15 protein-coding genes are annotated in these 19,369 nt (G+C 42.1%); 6 read left to right on the top strand and 9 right to left on the bottom strand.

Translation table 11 applies throughout. The features are described from left to right. Positions 1-12: 12 nt before the first annotated feature. The 7 genes from IHV09_RS08950 to IHV09_RS08920 form a co-directional block, all read right to left on the bottom strand. Positions 13-939, bottom strand: a complete 927-nt coding sequence (locus IHV09_RS08950) for a tetratricopeptide repeat protein (protein ID WP_197264245.1) — start codon at positions 937-939, stop codon at positions 13-15. A gap of 10 nt (positions 940-949) precedes the next feature. Then, entirely contained in the window at positions 950-1,297 is a 348-nt protein-coding gene (locus tag IHV09_RS08945; protein ID WP_197264244.1) for a hypothetical protein, read from the bottom strand. Between the two features lie 339 nt (positions 1,298-1,636). Further along, the gene (locus IHV09_RS08940) at positions 1,637-3,181 is read right to left on the bottom strand and encodes a glycoside hydrolase family 32 protein (protein WP_197264243.1); all 1,545 of its coding nucleotides are present in this window, start codon (positions 3,179-3,181) and stop codon (positions 1,637-1,639) included. Positions 3,182-3,292: 111 nt separating this feature from the next. After that, positions 3,293-4,750 (bottom strand): glycoside hydrolase family 68 protein, encoded by a 1,458-nt coding sequence (locus tag IHV09_RS08935; RefSeq protein ID WP_197264242.1) that lies wholly within the window; start codon positions 4,748-4,750, stop codon positions 3,293-3,295. A 220-nt stretch (positions 4,751-4,970) separates the two neighbouring features. Further along, positions 4,971-6,245, bottom strand: a complete 1,275-nt coding sequence (locus IHV09_RS08930; RefSeq protein ID WP_197264241.1) for an ABC transporter substrate-binding protein — start codon at positions 6,243-6,245, stop codon at positions 4,971-4,973. 38 nt (positions 6,246-6,283) lie between these two features. After that, the gene (locus tag IHV09_RS08925) at positions 6,284-7,426 is read right to left on the bottom strand and encodes a response regulator transcription factor (RefSeq protein WP_197264240.1); all 1,143 of its coding nucleotides are present in this window, start codon (positions 7,424-7,426) and stop codon (positions 6,284-6,286) included. Positions 7,427-7,448: 22 nt separating this feature from the next. Further along, on the bottom strand, positions 7,449-9,227 hold the full coding sequence (locus IHV09_RS08920; protein WP_197264239.1) for a sensor histidine kinase: 1,779 nt from the start codon (positions 9,225-9,227) through the stop codon (positions 7,449-7,451). Positions 9,228-9,839: 612 nt separating this feature from the next. Between IHV09_RS08920 and IHV09_RS08915 the strand changes: the two genes are divergently transcribed. From IHV09_RS08915 to IHV09_RS08895, 5 genes are all read left to right on the top strand, one after another. Next, positions 9,840-11,012, top strand: a complete 1,173-nt coding sequence (locus IHV09_RS08915) for an MFS transporter (protein WP_197264238.1) — start codon at positions 9,840-9,842, stop codon at positions 11,010-11,012. Between the two features lie 104 nt (positions 11,013-11,116). Further along, positions 11,117-11,827 (top strand): purine-nucleoside phosphorylase, encoded by a 711-nt coding sequence (deoD, locus tag IHV09_RS08910; RefSeq protein ID WP_197264237.1) that lies wholly within the window; start codon positions 11,117-11,119, stop codon positions 11,825-11,827. 204 nt (positions 11,828-12,031) lie between these two features. Further along, complete coding sequence (locus IHV09_RS08905; RefSeq protein ID WP_197264236.1) at positions 12,032-13,735, top strand: molecular chaperone HscC; 1,704 nt, start codon at positions 12,032-12,034, stop codon at positions 13,733-13,735. Further along, positions 13,732-15,285 (top strand): J domain-containing protein, encoded by a 1,554-nt coding sequence (locus IHV09_RS08900; protein ID WP_197264235.1) that lies wholly within the window; start codon positions 13,732-13,734, stop codon positions 15,283-15,285. Before IHV09_RS08905 ends, IHV09_RS08900 begins: the two co-directional genes overlap by 4 nt. 15 nt (positions 15,286-15,300) lie before the next feature. Next, positions 15,301-15,981, top strand: coding sequence for a DUF1266 domain-containing protein (locus IHV09_RS08895; protein ID WP_197264234.1), 681 nt, complete (start codon positions 15,301-15,303; stop codon positions 15,979-15,981). Between the two features lie 325 nt (positions 15,982-16,306). Here the strand turns inward: IHV09_RS08895 and IHV09_RS08890 are convergent, their stop codons facing one another. After that, positions 16,307-17,065, bottom strand: coding sequence for a TrmB family transcriptional regulator (locus tag IHV09_RS08890; RefSeq protein ID WP_197264233.1), 759 nt, complete (start codon positions 17,063-17,065; stop codon positions 16,307-16,309). A 217-nt stretch (positions 17,066-17,282) separates the two neighbouring features. After that, positions 17,283-18,563, bottom strand: coding sequence for a DUF5068 domain-containing protein (locus IHV09_RS08885; RefSeq protein ID WP_197264232.1), 1,281 nt, complete (start codon positions 18,561-18,563; stop codon positions 17,283-17,285). Positions 18,564-18,873: 310 nt separating this feature from the next. Here IHV09_RS08885 and IHV09_RS08880 point away from each other — a divergent pair, with 310 nt between their 5' ends. Continuing rightward, entirely contained in the window at positions 18,874-19,356 is a 483-nt protein-coding gene (locus IHV09_RS08880; RefSeq protein WP_197264231.1) for a hypothetical protein, read from the top strand. Positions 19,357-19,369: the final 13 nt, after the last annotated feature.

The following is a 19,369-nucleotide window of genomic DNA, read 5'->3' as shown; positions in this document are numbered from 1 at the left end:
GAGCCTCTCGTCTCACGAGTCTTTATATTCAGGATGTTGATGGCGTTCACAGCCGAAAAGGTAACAGTCTCTTTCTGGAGATGGCTCTAAAATAACCGTTGGCAGAATTCCGTCCTTAACTCCCTGGAGCATGCTTTCAAACTCTTGAATTTCGTTTGTAAGCCTAATGATAATTTCCTGCTTATCCTCTTCAGTCCAGTCTTCTTCTAATTCTTCTTTTTCTGTATCTAGTATTTCTTGTTTTTTGTAGCGAAGAAATTCTTGTATCGTATTGTTTGCTTCGGTTTCTTGTTTTCTCTGTAAGAGACAATAGACATACATCCCAACCCAATTTGGCTGTAAATAATATTCGTTCCATCCTTTTTCAAACCAATAAATAGCTTCTTCGTGCAATCCAATCTCTACATACAATTCAGCAAGGTCTATCGTACCTATAAAATCTTCGGCATTTTCATCAAAAGTTTGGATTAAACGCAGAGCTTCACCCTTTTCTCCTAGTTCTATCAAACATTTTATCTGATTGTACAGCGTATAGTCAGATTTACCAGCTGCTAGTCCGAAGTGAGTGGCTGCTTTAGCGGTTTCTCCAAGATAATAATACGCTACACCTAAGTTATGATAAGTGATATTAGTTGGTTCAATTGAAATGGCTTGCTGTAACATTTTTAACGCATCTTCATAACGTTTATTTTCTAATAAAAGTTCCCCACACAAACTGTATGGAAAATGAGAAGTAGGGCGGAGATCAGCGGCTTCTGATGCAAGTGAAAATGCACGCTCTAAGTCATCTTCTTCACGCCAAATCACCCAAGCTAAGTTCGTTAGCGATTGAATATCTCTCTTTTCAAGTACAGCTTTATGAAATAGCTTCATCGCTTGATCTAAATTATTTTCCTCTAACTGCTGAATCGCTTCTTTATTCGTATTGATACTAAACATCTACCTTTCCTTAAAACGCGTATTGAAACAGCCCGTAATAAAGCGGACCAATCATAATGAGTGCCGTTATACCAAATACCGCTGGGCGAGCGGCTCTTGGAATCTCATTTGCGTCTTCATTAAACTTTTTAAGTCCATACGCTAGATCCCAAACTAATCCGCCGATAAAAACGACTTTCCATAGAAGTGGCGTGAAGATTTCATTGCTCGTTACGTAACCGAATAATCCGATCCAGGTGATGATTGAGATAACGAAGTCTAGTTTTGCTGAGTGAGTCTTGTATCCGCCTTTGATGAAATAGCCGATGGCAAAAGCTCCGATAATCCCTAGATAGATCGTCCATAGAATGTCTGTCATAATCCTCATGTCCCCTTTTTTCTGTCTGTGATTTTATTATAAATCTTACAATAACTTCCGTGAAGGTTTGCAGTTAGTCTTTTTGTTATATGAAAAAAGCAGCTCCACTTAGGAAGCTGCTTTAATTTAGTATGATAGTCGGTTTTACGGTACGTGTTTTTATATTTGTTACACGTTCGCCGGTAAATGGTGTGGGATCACCGGTAAATAGCTGCTGGCTACCTGAAGCGTTGCTCGGACCACCGGTAAACAAAGCATGACCACCTGAAAACCACGAACAACCACCGACAACATGAACAAACACTGCTCGCCAAACACACTAGAACACTTAAATCATTCTCAATCTACATGCTTAACCTGTAAATTCTCAAAGATAGCCTCTCCACCTTCAGAAAACAGTGTGATTCCCTGATCGTTATGCTCCGGATACACTAAACTTGAGTGCGCGACTCTTCCATCATCTACAAACACTTCCACACTTGTCTTATCCACAAGTATTTTTAAGTGAACGTTTCTGTTTTCTGAAGAGAATGGCGCTTTGCTCTCTACATATTGACCGGTTTTATCTGGTTGGTTAGAAGCGGATCGGTTCACATATGAAAACTGTCCTTCTGTATGAATGCCCACATCCATATGACGAGTCTTGCCTTCTGACTCACGAAGTCTCAAACCGATATTTTGGCTGTCTTCCCAACTAATATCTGTTTCCAACACGTATGAATCTCCAGATACATCAAGCGTTTTTTCCCCATCCACTTTAATCTGCTGAAACGAATCCTTATAACTCGTCAAGTTATCTAGTGCCGCAACCGGCTGTGAAGCTAAATAATAGCGATCAGCATCAGCATCTCGTTTCAACTGCAGTTCACGTACCACGGAATCCATACCATTAAAATCCTCTTTCAGAGTAGGCGTTTCATGCGGATAGCTCCAGTTGTTCATCCAAGCGAGCGCATATCTTTTTGCAACAGGATTACTTTTCTCTCCTTCATCAAACGTCACCCCGCCATACCAATCAAAGCCGTAATCCAGCCATTCTGGATCTTCATGATCAACAGCAAAGAATTCTCCGTTAAAATCTCCTGTCCAATACGCGTACGTGTTTGGCTTTCCAGACGCAAGACCGTTCGCGCTCCCACCAAGCACCCATTTCAACGTTCCATCTTCTGCACGCATCAAAAAGAGATCGGGACACTCGATCAGTCCAATGTCTTTCGTTTGAAAATCGCTCGTGAATCTCCAGTTTTTCAGATCATCAGACTCATAAAAACCAATCTTCGTACCTTCTGCCATCAGCATGATCCATTTTTTCCGCTCATCATCCCAGACGACTTTAGGATCTCTGAAATCTTTCGTTCCCGGGTTATCTAAAACCGGATCCTCGCCATGAGGCTTAAACGTCTTTCCTTCATCCGTGCTGTACCAGAGAAATTGCTTTTGTTTCCCTCCGTCTTTTGAAGGCTGTGTGAGGATTGCGATAAACGCATTCTTCCCGAAGCCAGCGGTATTTTCTTTATCAATTACCACAGAACCTGACCAAATATCTCCGTTGTCATTCGTAAACTTTGGAATCGCCACACCTTCATCTCTCCAGTTCAGGAGATCTTCTGACGTTGCATGGCGCCATTCTGTTCCGTTACCGTCCGGATAATCTTTGTTATACAGATAGTAATAGTGATATTTTCCTTTATAATAGACCGGTTTCTGCGGATCGTTCTTCCACTTATCAGGCGTTGTAAAATGATAATCTGCCCGATACGATGGGTCGTTTTCCTTTTTTGGAACAGGCTTACTTGATTCATCGATCAAATGATTCACGAGTATCATGCCTGCAAACAGTAGACTAAAAATGAATAATAAGGGCCATTTATCGTACTTATACATAACTTAACCTCCTATCCTAGTGATCCCTAAATAAAAAGAAATGCCATCTCTGGCATTTCTTTTTGGTTGATGTGTAGGGTAGGTCGAAAAATGATTGATAGAAAATCTGTATTACTTCGTTAGTTGTCCTTGTTCAAGAATGCTATTTTTAACAACAGATGTTTTCTTACCTTTGATGTTCATCTCGAAGCTTGGTGCAAACGTTGATTTGCGATCTTCGAAAAAGCCTCTGTTTGTCATGTAGCTTGTTACAACGACATTGTCGCTATTTTCTTGAGGAATCGCGTAGTGTGCATACGTCCAAGTGATGTCGTTCGGATCTTGGTCTTGGTGCAGCACGATACCTGTTTTGTTCAACGGCTTGAATGGACCGTCTAGAGAATCAGCTGAATACCCAAGCATGTAGATGTCTCTGTCATCGATGCCATCGATCGTCATCTTAGCGCCACGGCTGCTTGTGAAGAGGTACCATTTGCCATCTTTTTTGAAGATGTTCGGTCGCTCAATCTCATCTGTAACCGTGTTGGATACGATTAGTGGCTTCATCACTTTTTTCACAGAATAATCGTCGTTGATCTCGATGATTCCGATCGCACCGTTTGCTTTTTTAGCCGTTTCTTTCTTATCGCTTGCTAACAGCTTCTTCTTTTCATCTTGGAAGAAAGCGTTGCTCTTTCCATAGTACGCTTGGTTATAAAGAGATTCTTCTCCTTGATAACCTGTTTCAGTACCTGTGTTCGCTTCAAACACTAAATATTTGCGTCCATCTTCTTCAATATAATGAGGATCTCTGAACGTATGGTTATCGTTGTAATCTCCGCCACCGAACGCTTTTTCAACCGTTTGGTACATCTTGCTGTCTCCGCCTTCAAAGATAGACTTGTAATCTTCTACACCGTCGATCTCAAGCGTTTTGCTATCAGGTTGAGAAAGGTTCACTTGTGCAGTTGTTAATGTTTGTTTACCGAAACGGTCTTGATCTGGCTTGAAAGCTTCACGGTTCGTATAGAACAAACGAACTTCACCGTCAGAAGTGAATGTTGCAGAACCTGACCATTCTTCAGATTGATGCTTTAAGTATTTATCGTTCGCTTTGAACTTGTCATCGTCCTCGAAAACACGTCCTGCATTTTTCCAAGCATCGATGGATTGGTCATCTGCTTTTTTATAGAACATGTAGATGAACGTGTCGTTCGGGTTCTTCGGGTCACCTGCTAAACCGAAAACGATGTGGTAGCCCTTGTATTCAGCAACCGTTCCGTCCGCGTTTTGAAGTGGCCATGTATCCCATACGTCCATGTCGATCTTCTTGCCGTTTTCGTCAACCTTTTTAGCTGATTCAACGTTCTTGATCGTAGATGCATCAAATTTTGGCACTGTATATTTTGGGTCGTTATGTTGATTGATCATCTGCTTCATATCGTAGCGCGTGATCTGTGAAGTTCCGTACGTTTCTTTAAAATCTGAAGGGGTTTGACCTGACGCGAATGTTGTTGCGCCCCCTCCTAATAAAATCGCAGTACTGAGTGATACGACAGCTACTTTTTTCGCCATATTACGATAGTTCATACGTATTCCTCCTATGTGATTTTCGTTGGGACTGATTCAGCAGTTCCAATCGTTTGTCTTTGCATGATTAAGTATAGGGAAGGATGCTGCATGTAGATATGGCATAGATTGATAAGGATTTCGTCTTAAATTGATATCTCGTAAAAATTGGCTCCGAGTCGAGGTGAAAATGAAATCAACAACTTTCACAACAAAAAAAGACCCCTATCAAGGAGTCTCATCATTCTTGTGCTTTCCGTGCTCTGTCCCAGGAAAGCTGAAATTCGCGCAACAACTGCTCACGTGTCAGTTGTTTACCTACATACATTTGCATGGCAGATCCGAACTCTTCTTTCACACCTGCGGGAAAACCGCTCCAGTTAGCATCCAACGTGTTGCCTTCTTTGTATGCGGCAATCGTCTCTTTAGCAAGAGAACCTAGTTTGTCTGTTTTAATGTTTTTAAAAACCGGGATGAACTTAAAACGCTCCGTAATGAACGTTTGCCCTTTTTTTGAATTCACCATCCAGTTTAAAAAACACTTCGCTTCTTTTTTATCTGAAGAATCTGCCTGTTTGTTCACGACCCAATAGTTCGGCACGCTCACAACCAACTGATCGGTTGGTTCATCATTGATCGGTATCGGCATAAAGCTAACGTCTAGGTCTCGTGCTCGTTCATCGATCATCGGCTGAATCCAGTTTCCTTGGAGAATCATCGCGGCTTTTTCTTTTGCGAAGAGGTCCACTTCCATGTTGTAATCCGTCGTTAACGGATCGGCGTTTCCGTATTTCAGCGTAACATCCAACAGATCGATAACATCATGAAACAATGGATTGTCCGGAATCTGTTCTTCACCTGCATTCAACCTTTTTATAAAAGCATCCGGATCTTTTTGTCTCGCAAAAGCCACGTTTAATAGATGGACACCGAGCTTCCAGTCCTCGTAATAGCCGGTTGCGAACGGGGTGATTCCTTTTTTCTGTAATGTTGCCGCTGCATTTTTCAAATCTGATAATGTCTCTGGTACTTGCTCGACACCCGCACGTTGAAACAGCTCCTCATTATAGATGAAGCCGTAGCCTTCTAAATTCATGGGCATTCCGTACACGTTTCCGTCCATCTTGATCGCGTTTAGCGTACCTGGATAGACTTCCTTGACCCATTGCTCTTTTGACAAATCTTCTAGGTACGGCCGCCAAGTCTCAGCATTCTCATAACCTGTGTTTGTAAAAATGTCCGGTCCCTTACCTGAAGCTAGCTCCGCTTTTAAGTCGGAATAATCATCAGCCGCTCCTCCGACCGTACGAATCCGTATATCAATCTCAGGATTTTCTTTTTCATAGACTTTCGCGAGCTCTTCAAATTCAGAGGCAATCTCTACTTTCGGATTTCGAATATCAAGAACGACCTTTTTCTCTATCTTTGCTTCTTTCTTGGGCTTCGAATCACTTTCTGTCTGACAGCCCGCGAGAAGAATCGCTATCATACCAATGGTTACATAAAGCTTTTTCATGTTTTCTGGAATCCCCCCTTTCTCTATAGAATCTCTGCTTACGATTTTTCACCATTTCGATATTCAAACGGGGTTATCCCCACTTCTTTTTTAAAAAGCTTAGAAAAGTATTTTTCATCCTGATACCCGAGCATCGTCGAAATCGAAAAGATGCTTTCATCACTTTCCTTCAACCACCGTTTTGCCTGATCAATCCTCAATTTTGTTATATATTTTGATAACGTCATGCCCGTTTCTTGCTTGAATTTACGAGAGATATGTTCGCGGCTAAAAAAGAACCGGTTCGCTAGTCTCTCTAAACTCATATCTTCCATGTAGTATGTTTCAACATGCGAAATAATATCGTTCATGCGCTGCTTTGCTTCGAGTTCGTCCAATCGTTGAATCGACCGGTAGTTCTGGTTTTCGAGCTCACTTTGGAGATCGTTATATTTTTCGTGAATCGCTTGAAGAGACTGTAGCTCACCCTTTACGAGGCGCACCGGAATATCAAGTTCACGGCTTAAACGCTCTTCAATGAAAAACCACTCTTCCGGCAAGGTGATGAGCACACTTTGGTTAGAGTCACCCGGCAGCATCACAGCGTTTCCGATTTCTTGTTCCACCAGCTCATCAGCTAGTTTTTCGATAAAAGGTGCGGGCTGATGCATTTGATAGAACGTTAATAATGTAAAATCATATTTTTCCGATGGTGGCAGGTTTGAGGCGATGAAATCAAGGTCAGCCGGCTCACCGAGACAAGCGGCTAACATCGTCTGACTCCATCGTACTTTTACAGCATCTTCTTGATAAAGCCTGGCTTTACTTTCCTCTTCATAAGCGGCCACTGCTTTTTTCAGCACATTATTAAATGCCTCATCCTCAACCGGTTTTAAAAGATAATCGAAACTATTATGCTGAATGGCTTTTCTCATAAACTGATAATCGTCATAACCCGTGATCAAAATAACCTTGCCTTCATAAGCGATAGAATCCAGCCACTCGATCAAATCCAAGCCACTCATTCCTGGCATCTTAATATCTGTAAAAATAATTTCCGGCTGCTCTTTTTCAATAACCTTCTTCGCTTCGTTTCCGTTCGCCGCTTCCAAGAGCTCTGTTATCCCGTGTTCATCCCACTTTCCGATATACCGGATTACATCGCGGACATTGAACTCATCGTCAGCTATCAACACCTTCATATCCGTTACCTTCTTTCTGTTACTAAACCCTTGGCTCGTCATTAGAATCTTTTGGAATAACGATCGTCACCGAAAAACCTTGTCCATTCGGTCTATCCACTATGAATTCCGCTTTTGTGCCATAGTTTAGAATCAGTCGCTGATATATATTCTTCAGCCCGATATGCTCATTTACAGGGGTACCTTCCGATGCTGATTCGTAAATGTTTTCTCGTAAACGTTCTATATCGCTTTGTGTGATTTCAGGACCATCACTATTTTCAACAACAAGATAGAGAGAATCTCCTTTTAGCTCACCCGAAACCGTCAGTTGCGCTTCGTAAAAGCCCTCTTCATACACATGCTTGAAAAAATTCTCAACGAGCGGTTGTAAAATCATGCTCGGAATCCTACTCTCTAGTACCTCGTCACTAAACTCAAATGAATAGTGCAGATTTTTTCCAAATCGAGCCTGTTGCAGAGTGAGGTAAGCCTTCATATAATCCACTTCATTCTGCACGCTCACCCACTGGTTTGCTTGCATGGAATAACGCATCATCTTAGACAACGAAGTTATAAGGCCGTACACTTGCGGTGACTTGGAACGCAGCGCCACCGCTCCAATCGATTGCAGAGCATTGAACAAAAAGTGCGGGTTCACTTGTGACTTCAACGCGCGAAACTGATTTCTTCGGTTCTCAATTTCTAACTTATATTCACGATTAATATGAAGATTGATCCGATCCGTCATATCTTTAATATGTCGTTCCAAGTGCCCGATCTCATCTTGCCTGTCTTGGTCAAATGGTATCGTAATATGTCCCCCTTCAATCCCGCGCACCTTCTCGCTCAGTTCACGAATCGGCCGAGAGATTTTGTATGAGATGAAACTGATCATGAGTAGACCTAAGAGACCCACCCCAAGGCCAACGAGGATATTGATGGTTGCCGTCTTCCGAACATCACGAAACAGTACGTCACTCGGCGTCTTTTTCACTAACTTCCAGCCTTCAACCGGACCATCTAATGTCTTCGTTAGCGATATTTCTTTATCTGTTGTACCTTTTTCAATTCGATTTTGTAGATCGGATGGAACCCGCTTACCTATTAATGAAGAATCCGTCGCATACATAATCTCGTTTTGATCGTTAATCAGATAAGCAGATGACCCGTTTTCTCCGGCTAAGTTACTCACGATCTTTGAATACTCACCTAAACTGATGTCCATCGTCATGATTCCAAGAAACTTGTCAGACGGCACTTCCTTTATTTTATGATGAATGCTTAGCACCTTCGTCCGGTCAGATTCTGGAATGATCGCCGCGTTGTTGTAGTTTTTGATCACATGAGGCGGCTCAATAAGATAATTTTTATTAGATTTAAACAATTGTTTAATGTGTTCTTGGTTCAGTAGATTCGGCTGCGGTTTTCGCGTACTAACTGTCGCGTTGTAAACGGTAAACGACTCTTTTCCTTCATTTAAATAAAATCGGAGCTGACGAATCTCATTTCTTGCTAAGTAAAAAGTCTCAATACTCTTTTCAACCGAATCCTGATCGAAGTAAATCGAGTCTTCAAATCCTTCTGTAAAAATGCGGAACAGATCTGGATTACGATACAAAATAAAAGGCAGATTCACCATGTCATCAAAATATTGTTGGAGGTCTTCCGCATTCTTCTCCAGCTGCATCTTGCTGTTGTTGAGTTCGTACTCCTCAACACTGTTCTTCGTGTATGCATATATAAGAAAAATCGTTAAAAAATACGGCACGATAATAAAACCTAACAGCATGAGCAACAAACGACTATGTATACTTTTCACGCGCGACCTCCTTTACTTGAAGCTTTTCCTATTATTGTTCAATCAAAACAAGGTTTGGATGTTTTAGTTGTTCGTCTTGGTGGGTGGTTTTGTGAGGATTTAGAGTGGTGTGGGATAAGCTGTGAGAGGTTTTAAGCAAGATATTATGAATCGGACAAATTATCGGCCGAAATGGACAGATTATGTTGGAGATTGGACAGATTGTGGGGCTAATTGGACAGATTAAATGGTCAAACGGACAGATTAAACATCTAATCCGACAGATTGCAGTCGCCAACTATACGATCAGCTCGTCTGAAGACGCAATTTCGGGATGCACCCACACCTCTACAACCACTTACTGTCGACTTTCATGAAAATACTGTCCACTTTTTGAGTTTTACTGTCCACTCTCGATGAAATACTGTCCACTTTTTGAGTTTTACTGTCCACTCTCGATGAAATACTGTCCACTTTTACACATTTACTGTCCACTTTCATCAGAATACTGTCCACTCTCAATTCTCCTCTCCCTCAAACCCTATATTTAACATCAATTTCGTTATTGCCACCAAACTCAAAATAAGTTACCATTACAGGGGTAACTTTTATATAAAAGAAGGTAGATAAAATATGAACAAACGTGTTTATTTGTTAACAATCGTCTCGTTTGTGGTTGGGATTGTCGAGTTAATAATTGGCGGCATCCTTGACCTGATCGCTGACGATCTTGGTGTAAGCCTCGGTAAGGCGGGCTTTCTGATCACGATCTTCTCACTCGTGTTCGCTATCACGGCACCTATCCTGCTTACGATGACAGCTCATATCGAGAGAAAACGACTAACGATCATCTCTTTATTTGTGTTTCTAATAGGTAACGCACTCGTGATCATAAGTCAGACGTATTCGATGCTGCTCATCGCACGAATTTTATCAGCGGCTAGTGGTTCGTTGCTCGTCGTACTCTGTGTAACGATGGCATCTAACATCGTGGAAGAGAAATACCGAGCCCGCGCGATCGGTGTTGTGTTCATGGGAATCAGCGCTTCGCTCGTACTCGGCATTCCGGTCGGCTTAATGCTCGGAAATGCGTTCGGTTGGCGCGCACCGTTCATCTTAATTACTGCACTTACCGTTTTATCCATTCTCGGTGTGCATTTCTTCATGAATACGTTGGCTCCAAAACCAGCGATTCCGATCAAAGAACAGCTGCGCACATTAAAAAATCGTCGTATCTTGTTTGCACAGATTACGTCGTTCCTGTTCTTAGCTGGTCATCTAACGTTATACGGATACCTGACTCCATTTTTAAAAATTGCGCTCGGACTTAACGGAACATGGGTCAGCATCGTATACTTAATATTCGGTGTTGCTGCGGTCTTTGGTGGTGGAATCGGGGGTATGCTCGCTGACAAATTCGGCACAAAACCTACGATAATTGGCGTTATTATTGTTTTTGCGATCTCAATCTTTATGATTCCTTATACAACTTTTGCTTTTCCGTTATTTTTAATCGTCATGGTGATTTGGAGCATGCTCAGCTGGGCGATCACACCGGCCATGCAAAGCTATCTTATCGAGTCATCACCTGAAACGTCCGACATTCAGCAGAGTCTGAACAACTCGGCGCTTCATTTCGGAATCGCGTTCGGGTCCATGATCGGCGGAATCGTGATTGAGAACGCATCTGTCGAGAACAACGCAACGGTCGGCGGTTTGCTGATCATCTTAGCACTCGGAACGGCTGTGCTATCTATGACAAAAAAAGCACGCCGTTCCCGAGAATCTGCACATACTATTAGCTAGGTTGCGAAAACTATGGCATGATGAAGGTAGAGAAATTTTTGGTAAGTTACAATCTTTTGAGGAGGTGAAACCATTACAATCGTAAAAGATGTAATGGTGAACAAATGAGTATTCATATCGGCGCTAAACAAGGTGAAATCGCAGAAAGCATCCTATTACCAGGGGATCCGCTTCGTGCAAAATATATTGCAGAAACATTTTTAGAAGATGTAACATGCTATAACGAAGTTCGCGGCATGCTTGGGTTCACGGGAACATATAAAGGAAAACGCGTTTCTGTTCAAGGGACAGGCATGGGGATTCCATCGATCGGGATCTACACGAACGAATTGATCCGTGAGTATGGCGTAAAAAACTTGATCCGCGTTGGTACATGTGGCGCGATCCAACAAGACGTAAAAGTGCGTGACGTAATCCTTGCGATGACAGCATCTACAGATTCTCGCATGAACCACTTGGCGTTCCCTAACATCGACTTCGCACCTTGCGCAAACTTCGATCTTTTAAGAAAAGCATATGAAGCTGGAACAGCAAAAGGCTTAAAGATCAAAGCAGGTAACGTGTTAACAGCTGACTTGTTCTACCGCGACAGCATGGATATTGTGAAAAAGCTTGCGGATAACGGTGTGTTAGCGGTTGAAATGGAAACAACAGCCCTTTACACGATCGCAGCGAAATACGGTGTGAACGCGTTGTCTATCTTAACTGTAAGTGACCACATCTTCACAGGTGAAGAAACAACATCTGAAGAGCGCCAAACAACGTTCAACGACATGATTGAGATGGCTTTGGAAGTTGTGAATACTCAAGAATAGTAGAAAAAAAGAGGCCCGATTGGGTCTTTTTTTTACGTTTTCATCCTCCATTTAATACTCTTCCTAACTCTTTCACCTCTACTTTTTAGATGCAATAAACACTTATTCCTTCCACTCCCCACCCACCATTTGGTTTGAATTTCCAGAAAATGAGCTATATAATACTGTTAGCAAAAAATAGCCATGATTGAAGGGGAAGATCGAATGACCACGATTGGAATTGATCTTGGAACATCCAACAGCCTTGTTGCGTATTGGGGAGAAGACGGACCCGTTATCATCCCAAATGTACTCGGCCATAACCTAACTCCATCCATTGTCAGCGTTGATGACAACGGAGAGCTCTTAGTCGGTGATATCGCCAAGGAACGGCTGATCACCCACCCACATACTACAGCTTCAGCTTTCAAACGCCACATGGGAACGAAAAAAATATACCGACTCGGACGTTTGGAGTTCACACCAGAAGAATTGTCTTCCTTTGTGCTTCAATCATTAAAGCGCGATGCAGAAGCTCATTTAAACACATCTATCACAAATGCGGTGATCAGTGTACCTGCGTATTTTAACGATCAACAGCGAAAAGCAACCAAATATGCGGCCGAACTTGCGGGACTGACAGTTGACCGACTAATCAGCGAACCGACAGCAGCTGCGATCGCGTACGGCTTACACCAAAAAGAGGATGACACGAAATTTCTTGTCTTTGACCTTGGTGGTGGAACGTTTGATGTCTCCATCCTCGAGCTTTTTGAAGGAGTGATGGAGGTTAAATCCATTGCCGGCGACAACTTTCTAGGCGGCGAAGATTTTACTGACACCTTAATGAACTTCTTTATGAACGAAAAGAATCTCTCATCCGATGACCTCGATGCGCATGCTCATTCTGCTCTTTTCAAACAAGCTGAGCAGTGTAAACGCGAACTCGGCGGTAACATACAGAGCTCGACGATGACCCTTCATGTAAATGATACTACCTATAGCCTTGAAGTGAACCGCACGCAATTCGAACGGCTCATACAGCCACTCATCCTCCGCTTGCGAAATCCGGTGGAGCGTGCACTTCGTGATGCTAACATGCGTCCTGATGACGTTGATACGGTGATCTTGATTGGTGGAGCGACAAGAATGCCGATGATCAAACAAACGATCGGTAAACTTTTCGGTCGCCTTCCCTTCACCTCCATCCACCCTGATGAAGCCGTGGGTCTTGGCACGGCCGTTCAAGTGGCTCTCAAAGAACGAAACGAAGCGGTAAAAGAAATGATTTTAACCGATGTGTGTCCCTATTCGCTTGGTATTAACACGACAAAAAAATTAGGCGAGAACCAATATTCTATCGGTCACTACAGTCCGATCATCGAGCGAAACACTCCCATTCCAGTTAGTAGGGTTGAACGTTATGCAACGATAGACGATTATCAAAAAAAGCTCAAGATTGATATTTACCAAGGAGAAAGCCGACTTGTTGAAAACAACCTGAAACTTGGAGAACTATCCGTTAAGATTCCTTCTGCACCTGCAGGCCAAGAGCCCATAGATGTCCGGTTTACGTACGATGTGAACGGACTGCTCGAAGTGGAGGTTACTACACTGAGCACGGGACATGTGAAAAAGATGGTGATCGAGCAAAAGGATGGAAGTATGACACAAGAAGAGATACAAGCTAGGATGGAAAAGCTGAAAGACATTAAGATCCATCCACGTGAACGTACCGAAAACCGACTGATCCTCGCACGCGGTGAGCGGTTATACGAAGAATCAATCGGCGAAAAACGACTAGTAGCAGCCAAGATTCTAGAGGAGTTTGAACTCGCGCTCTCGACCCAGCAAGAACATATCATTAAGCGAGCAGCTGCAAAATGTAAAGAAGATCTCGACCAAGCAGAAAGCTGGCTGACCGTATGAACGGATACTGGGCCATTCTAGGCATCGAACCAACAGACGACCTTTCAGTCATCAAAAAAGCCTATTCCAAACAACTGAAGATTCACCACCCCGAAGATGATCCCGAGGGCTATCAAAGACTTCGGGAAGCGTTTGACCGTGCTAAACAAGATTTAAAAAGAAGAGAGCGTGTTTTGGTACATGCTGAACCTACTGCTGTTGTAGATACGTCTTGGCCAGATTCTTCACTTTCTCATTTCAATCAAGAACAAAAAAGATTAACTCCTGTTATCTTGCCGGATGTTGAATCGCTTAAATCCATAGAAACATTTTTGGAAGATGTTGAACGGCATTATCGGGATATCACATCAAGGATTTCGGAAGAAGCATGGCTAACACTTTTAGACGATGAACTGCTATGGAGTATCGAGCACAAGCAGGAAGTGAGCGACGAACTTCTCTACTTTATATCTGAACATCATCTCTTGCCAAAGAAAATTTGGCTTCTTCTCGAGAACCAGTTTCAATGGTACGAACTGATGAAAGAGGATCTCGATATTCTTGATTCAGAATCAAAAGAACAGTTTTTTCGTTATTATAAAAAACGGATAGGACCCTCTTTCGATTTATCATATGAATTTGCGGCAAACGCTCAAGACATCCATCATGACGCATTCTTCCGAGCAAGAGAAGCCGCGTTTGATGCGTTCTTTGAAGGACACATGAATGCAGCAGAAAGTGAAGCGGCAGCAGCGGCAGAAATTTTCACAGGTGATCCTGATCTGTTGCTCATCCAAGGACTAATTGCTACTCATCAGCAATCTTACGACGAGGCGGAACTCTTACTTTCACAAGCACATTCCCTGCGATCCAATCATCATCAAACGATTACTTCATTGGCGCAGATCTTTCTTTTGAGAAAAGACTTTGACAGGGCAGCCCATCTACTGCTACAAAATCAAGACACAAAAGACGCCAGATTTCTTCTCGCGACTGTGTACGTTAAGAGTGAACAATATGAAAAAGCAGAGACCCTACTCTCCGCTTTGGTCTCATCATGGCCAGATGACACGGACGTAATCAGTCTGCTTGGACACGTCTTTTTCAAGCAAGAAAGGCTAATAGAAGCACGGAAACAGTTCACAAGGATTAGAGAGCTCGAACCCTGTGATGCAGAAGCAATCACCATGTTGGCCGAAATCAATCGCTTATTACATACTCGCGCCGTACGCAAAAAGCTAAAGCATCAGATACCAAAGAGCCAATTAAAGAAAGAGCTGAACATTTATTCCCTCAAGAAAAAAATGCTTATTTTCTTGATTAGCCAGTTAAGATGGAGGCTCTTCATCCCACTCGTACTAGCCTATTTCAGCTATAACACGGTTAGTGAGATCGATGAAAAAACAAACCCATTTTGGCTCATGTTCATGTTTATTCTTAACTTGTTCATCTCATCAGATCAGGACTTTTACGACTTTATCTTTTGGCCAGCCATCTGGTCGATCGTGTTCCTCGTCTCCGTTTTTTTCATTTGGCGAGAGTGGAAAAAAATCTTTCGAGGACTTCGATAAGAGAGGAGAATACATGTGTTTAACAAACGAAAACGTCGACAAAAAAAGTCTCTTTTCATCGATTCGCTCGCTGTACTTTGCTTAAAAGGCATGGGATCGTACTATTGGGCTGTGAATTATCCTAAATACGGTGTTAGCAGGGTTGGTGCTCTGTTTTCAACCGGACATATAGATAAAAAAATCACGTATGACAAATTGGATTGGCTTCTCACGGATGGCTTTCAAAAGAGGTTTTCTTCGATTAAGAAAGAGCTATTACAATTATCAGAAATTGAACAGAACTCACTTATTGAATCATTAGATCCAGAGACCGCTCATAAGTACCGCGTCGTTCAACGTTATATGAACCGCTTAAACGAACATGGAATTGCGGCGTACGACATATCCAATTGCATCTATAACAACCAAATGTACGCAAGATCAGCTACTTTATTGTGGAGTAATTTCAAACACTTGTCATTAATTAGAAAGGACAGGAACGAACGATCCCAGCGTGCTGCTGAGCAGGCACAATCACTCTTTTCAAACTGGAATGAGTATGTGACATCTTTTATTGCAGGGGTACAATTTCAACAAAAGTCTTCTGTTGATGCAGAAGAATTCACGAAAAAAATACAGCCCACCTTCACCAAGCTTCTGACATCTAAACACAGCCCACTGCGAAATGCGGATTGGGATACTAATTTGAATGTGTAGTGGTTGATTGATTGATTGATTGGTTGATTGATTGATTGTGTGGTGCAACAAGCTTGATTGAGGGGGTTGGGGTTGCTCGTTTGACCCATAGGATGTTCATTTTGACTCATAGACCTATGATTTTGACCCATAGATTATGGTTTGACTCATAGACTTCTCTTTTTGACCCATAGCAGTCTTCGTTTGACTCATAGGTGACTAGTTACGACCCATAGAGTACACACTTTGACTCATAGGGATCCGGCACCACTCAATCAGACTATAAAATGTAATAGGGCTGACCTCCAAAGATCACTTGAAGTGCTCTTTTGGAGTCAGCCCTAACTCAATACCTTAACTTCATCAATACACTCTTAATCTCTTCATCATTCATCATTAATTCGGAATGTTTCTCCGTAATTTTAGCCAGCGCCACATCATGATAAAAGAACTCAATGAAAACTTTAATAAATGGACGAGATTTAGTCTTCAATGCTTGCCAGCTCTGCCCTTCCATACCCGCAAAAATAACTTCTGTTTCATCGACAACAACAAGACGAAAACGCTCCAACGAGTGATGTTCCTGTGCAGGAATCAACGTGTGTACATGAGACAGCGTCGACTCCAACTCGCCTACAACAAGAACTTCTACATCCACGCCCTGCTTTTCCTTTTCTTGGAGAATCTGTAGGAGCTCTTGAATATCGTCTTGCCAGCCAGATACGCGAATGGATTTCTCTGCCGTTTGCAGAAGCTGCTTCGTTTGTGCACGAATCGACGAATCAACCTTCAGACTCCAAACGTGTTCATCGTAAAACGTTCGCTTCGACGTATTGTTTTTAAGTTGTTCCACGTTTTCCTGAAATTCAGTCGTCAGCTTCTCGATCACGATTGACAGTGGCAATGCGGTATACAGCTTCTTCTTTTCTGACACCGAATCCAGCACCATGCCTTTTTCAATCATGCGCGATAGCACTTCATATATCTTGGATTTCGGAACACCCGAGTATTTAACGATATTTGTCGCGTCCATCGGTTCCTCGCTTGATGCAAGAACCTCGAACACCTGACTTTCGTATTGTGAAAAACCGAATTTTTGTAGCATGGTTCCTCCTAAAAATAGCCTCTAATCTTCTACAGCTATCTTAAAACAATTATGGCCCTATCGCTAGTCCTCTTAACCTTAAATCGTTTCCCAGTTAAATACTTGATCATGAATGGTTAAACACCGTCTTTAGCATTTTAATTGCTAAGTACAGGCTGGAGCCTTAAAATGAACACAAAAAAGCACTCCCAAAACTTCAGGAGTGCTCTCAAATCCGTTACCTCGGTAACGTAAACTTAGCTTTTTTCTCGCCAAATAGGTACTTACCGTCTCCGAAGAACGGGCCAACCTCTAAATCGAACGACTTGAACAACTGGAATTCGTCTTTACGGAATAGGAATACCGTGTATTTTTCTTTCTCTTCGCCCGGCTTCACACTCTTTGGATCGCGTGGCTCTGCAAATGCATTGCTTAATGCTGATCCGCGATCTTTATCGATGGTTACTTTTCCAGGTACGTTGTAGATGTCAATCTCTTTTTTACCGTTGTTTTTGATCATCGTTTTTACCGTTAACGCAACCAACTCTGCATCTTCAAAGCGCGACTCGTTACCTGCTGTTGGAATGACTTCTGTGTACTGAACGCCTTCTAACGTCACTTCCATGTCACCGACGGTTTGCTTTTGTCCGATGCCTGCTTTCTCGAAAATCATCTTCTTATCCGCTAGGTTGTTCGCTGACATCAAGTCTGGGTAGAACTTTTGCTCACTTGCGGATGCCTTTGCTTGTTCCCCACTATACGCAAAATCAAAGATCTTTTCTTGCATGAAATCTTGCATACCACTGAAATCTTTGTTCGGTGCAGCACTTGCTTCAATAACGAACTTTGGTTTTACACTCGTCATCGTTTGGTAATCCGCTTCTGTAATCATGAACGTGATCAGACCAGACGTCTTCTCACCCGCTTTATACATGTTGTTATTTCCGTCGATGCCTTCAGAATAAGTTTTCGGACGCAGACCTTTTCCTTCTTCAATAAAGTTCCTTGTGTTTGACGGAATATACGTAAGGTTATCAGTTAGACGAATATTTGTTGTTCCGTTGAAGTAAACATCTTTTCCAGATTGGTTATCCACAGACATGCGGGCTGTTAGGATATATCCGTTCGGTGAATCATCAAAACGTGCAGCCGTTGACTCGTTCATACCAGTCACTTTTACAAGCTGGTACTCATCGATCGTAACTTTAAAGCCGCTACCTTCATTTACGTAGCCAGGGTTGCTGTTCGTATACAGGATTTCAGTTTTTCCACCTGTATCTTCTTCTATGTATGGGTTCAATACTTCGCCAGAATCACTGCTTGCTCGCTCTTCCTTTTTTTCTTCTTTTGGCTCTTCTTTTTTAGGTTCGTCAGCAGCTTTTGCTTTCTCTTCTACTTTTACATCTTTCTCTTCCTTATCACCTGATGCCTTCTCACTATCTCCACATCCACTTAACATTAGGACAGCAGATAGACCTGCCACGACCACGAACTTAGATTTAGACTTTGCTTTTAACAAACTGACCACTCCTTTTTATCTATCTTCCAATTTCTTCACATTGTCTTATTTACCATTTTTCTACAGATACGAAACCTGTAAATATGTAAAAATATGTATTCGTCTCAAAACACAACTCTCTGATCATACACTTAATTCCATATTTACTCTTAAGTCTAAAGAACCAAATGGTTGAAAATATATCCATTTTACTATTTCTAAAGAACTTTTCAATGCATGAAGAAATGGAATATCGTGCATTCCATCAAAATCCATAATTAGGTAATAGGACAATTTTCGCGTTGAATACAGTGATTGAGGGAGGTGGCTAATGAGAAAATACGTGTTAGCAAGTGTTCTCTTTTTGATTTGCATCTTATCAGGATGTGGCAATCCTATTCAGGATGATTTACTGAACTATGTAAATGAGGAAATGCCCACTATCGGAAAAGAAGAGTCAACAATTATAGGAAAATACGAAAATGTGACAGGTTCAAATTATACTGATGACCAAACCCTATATGATGCGTTGAAGGTGGAGATCATACCTTCATACAACACGTTTATTAAAGAACTTGAGGCAGTCGAGGTGGAAACGGAGGAATTACGAAAACTACATGAAAATTTTATCGAGGCCGCGAATATACAAGCAAGTGCGTTCTTGCTAATCGTATCCGCCATCGAAAACCAAGACAGCACAATGATTAATGAAGCAAACGAGAAATTAAACACAGCTCGTAAAATGATGAGAGATTACAAGAATGATGTGGAAAAGTTGGCAAAGAAACATGATGTGAAGCTTGAAAAAAAGTGAGAAAAGACCCCTT

The organism is Fictibacillus sp. 23RED33 (assembly GCF_015903925.1).
Taxonomy (GTDB): Bacteria; Bacillota; Bacilli; order Bacillales; family Fictibacillaceae; genus Fictibacillus; species Fictibacillus phosphorivorans.
The sequence above is the reverse complement of the archived record's forward strand: the minus strand, read 5'-3'. Positions and strand labels throughout refer to the sequence as shown.

Excerpts from the sequence above, each read along its gene's own strand:
- deoD (WP_197264237.1), top strand. The coding sequence starts at position 11,117 with ATGAGTATTCATATCGGCGCTAAACAAGGTGAAATCGCAGAAAGCATC.
- IHV09_RS08925 (WP_197264240.1), bottom strand. The coding sequence starts at position 7,426 with ATGAAGGTGTTGATAGCTGACGATGAGTTCAATGTCCGCGATGTAATC.
- IHV09_RS08905 (WP_197264236.1), top strand. The coding sequence starts at position 12,032 with ATGACCACGATTGGAATTGATCTTGGAACATCCAACAGCCTTGTTGCG.
- IHV09_RS08935 (WP_197264242.1), bottom strand. The coding sequence starts at position 4,750 with ATGAACTATCGTAATATGGCGAAAAAAGTAGCTGTCGTATCACTCAGT.
- IHV09_RS08915 (WP_197264238.1), top strand. The coding sequence starts at position 9,840 with ATGAACAAACGTGTTTATTTGTTAACAATCGTCTCGTTTGTGGTTGGG.
- IHV09_RS08930 (WP_197264241.1), bottom strand. The coding sequence starts at position 6,245 with ATGAAAAAGCTTTATGTAACCATTGGTATGATAGCGATTCTTCTCGCG.
- IHV09_RS08890 (WP_197264233.1), bottom strand. The coding sequence starts at position 17,065 with ATGCTACAAAAATTCGGTTTTTCACAATACGAAAGTCAGGTGTTCGAG.
- IHV09_RS08950 (WP_197264245.1), bottom strand. The coding sequence starts at position 939 with ATGTTTAGTATCAATACGAATAAAGAAGCGATTCAGCAGTTAGAGGAA.
- IHV09_RS08940 (WP_197264243.1), bottom strand. The coding sequence starts at position 3,181 with ATGTATAAGTACGATAAATGGCCCTTATTATTCATTTTTAGTCTACTG.
- IHV09_RS08945 (WP_197264244.1), bottom strand. The coding sequence starts at position 1,297 with ATGACAGACATTCTATGGACGATCTATCTAGGGATTATCGGAGCTTTT.
- IHV09_RS08880 (WP_197264231.1), top strand. The coding sequence starts at position 18,874 with ATGAGAAAATACGTGTTAGCAAGTGTTCTCTTTTTGATTTGCATCTTA.
- IHV09_RS08900 (WP_197264235.1), top strand. The coding sequence starts at position 13,732 with ATGAACGGATACTGGGCCATTCTAGGCATCGAACCAACAGACGACCTT.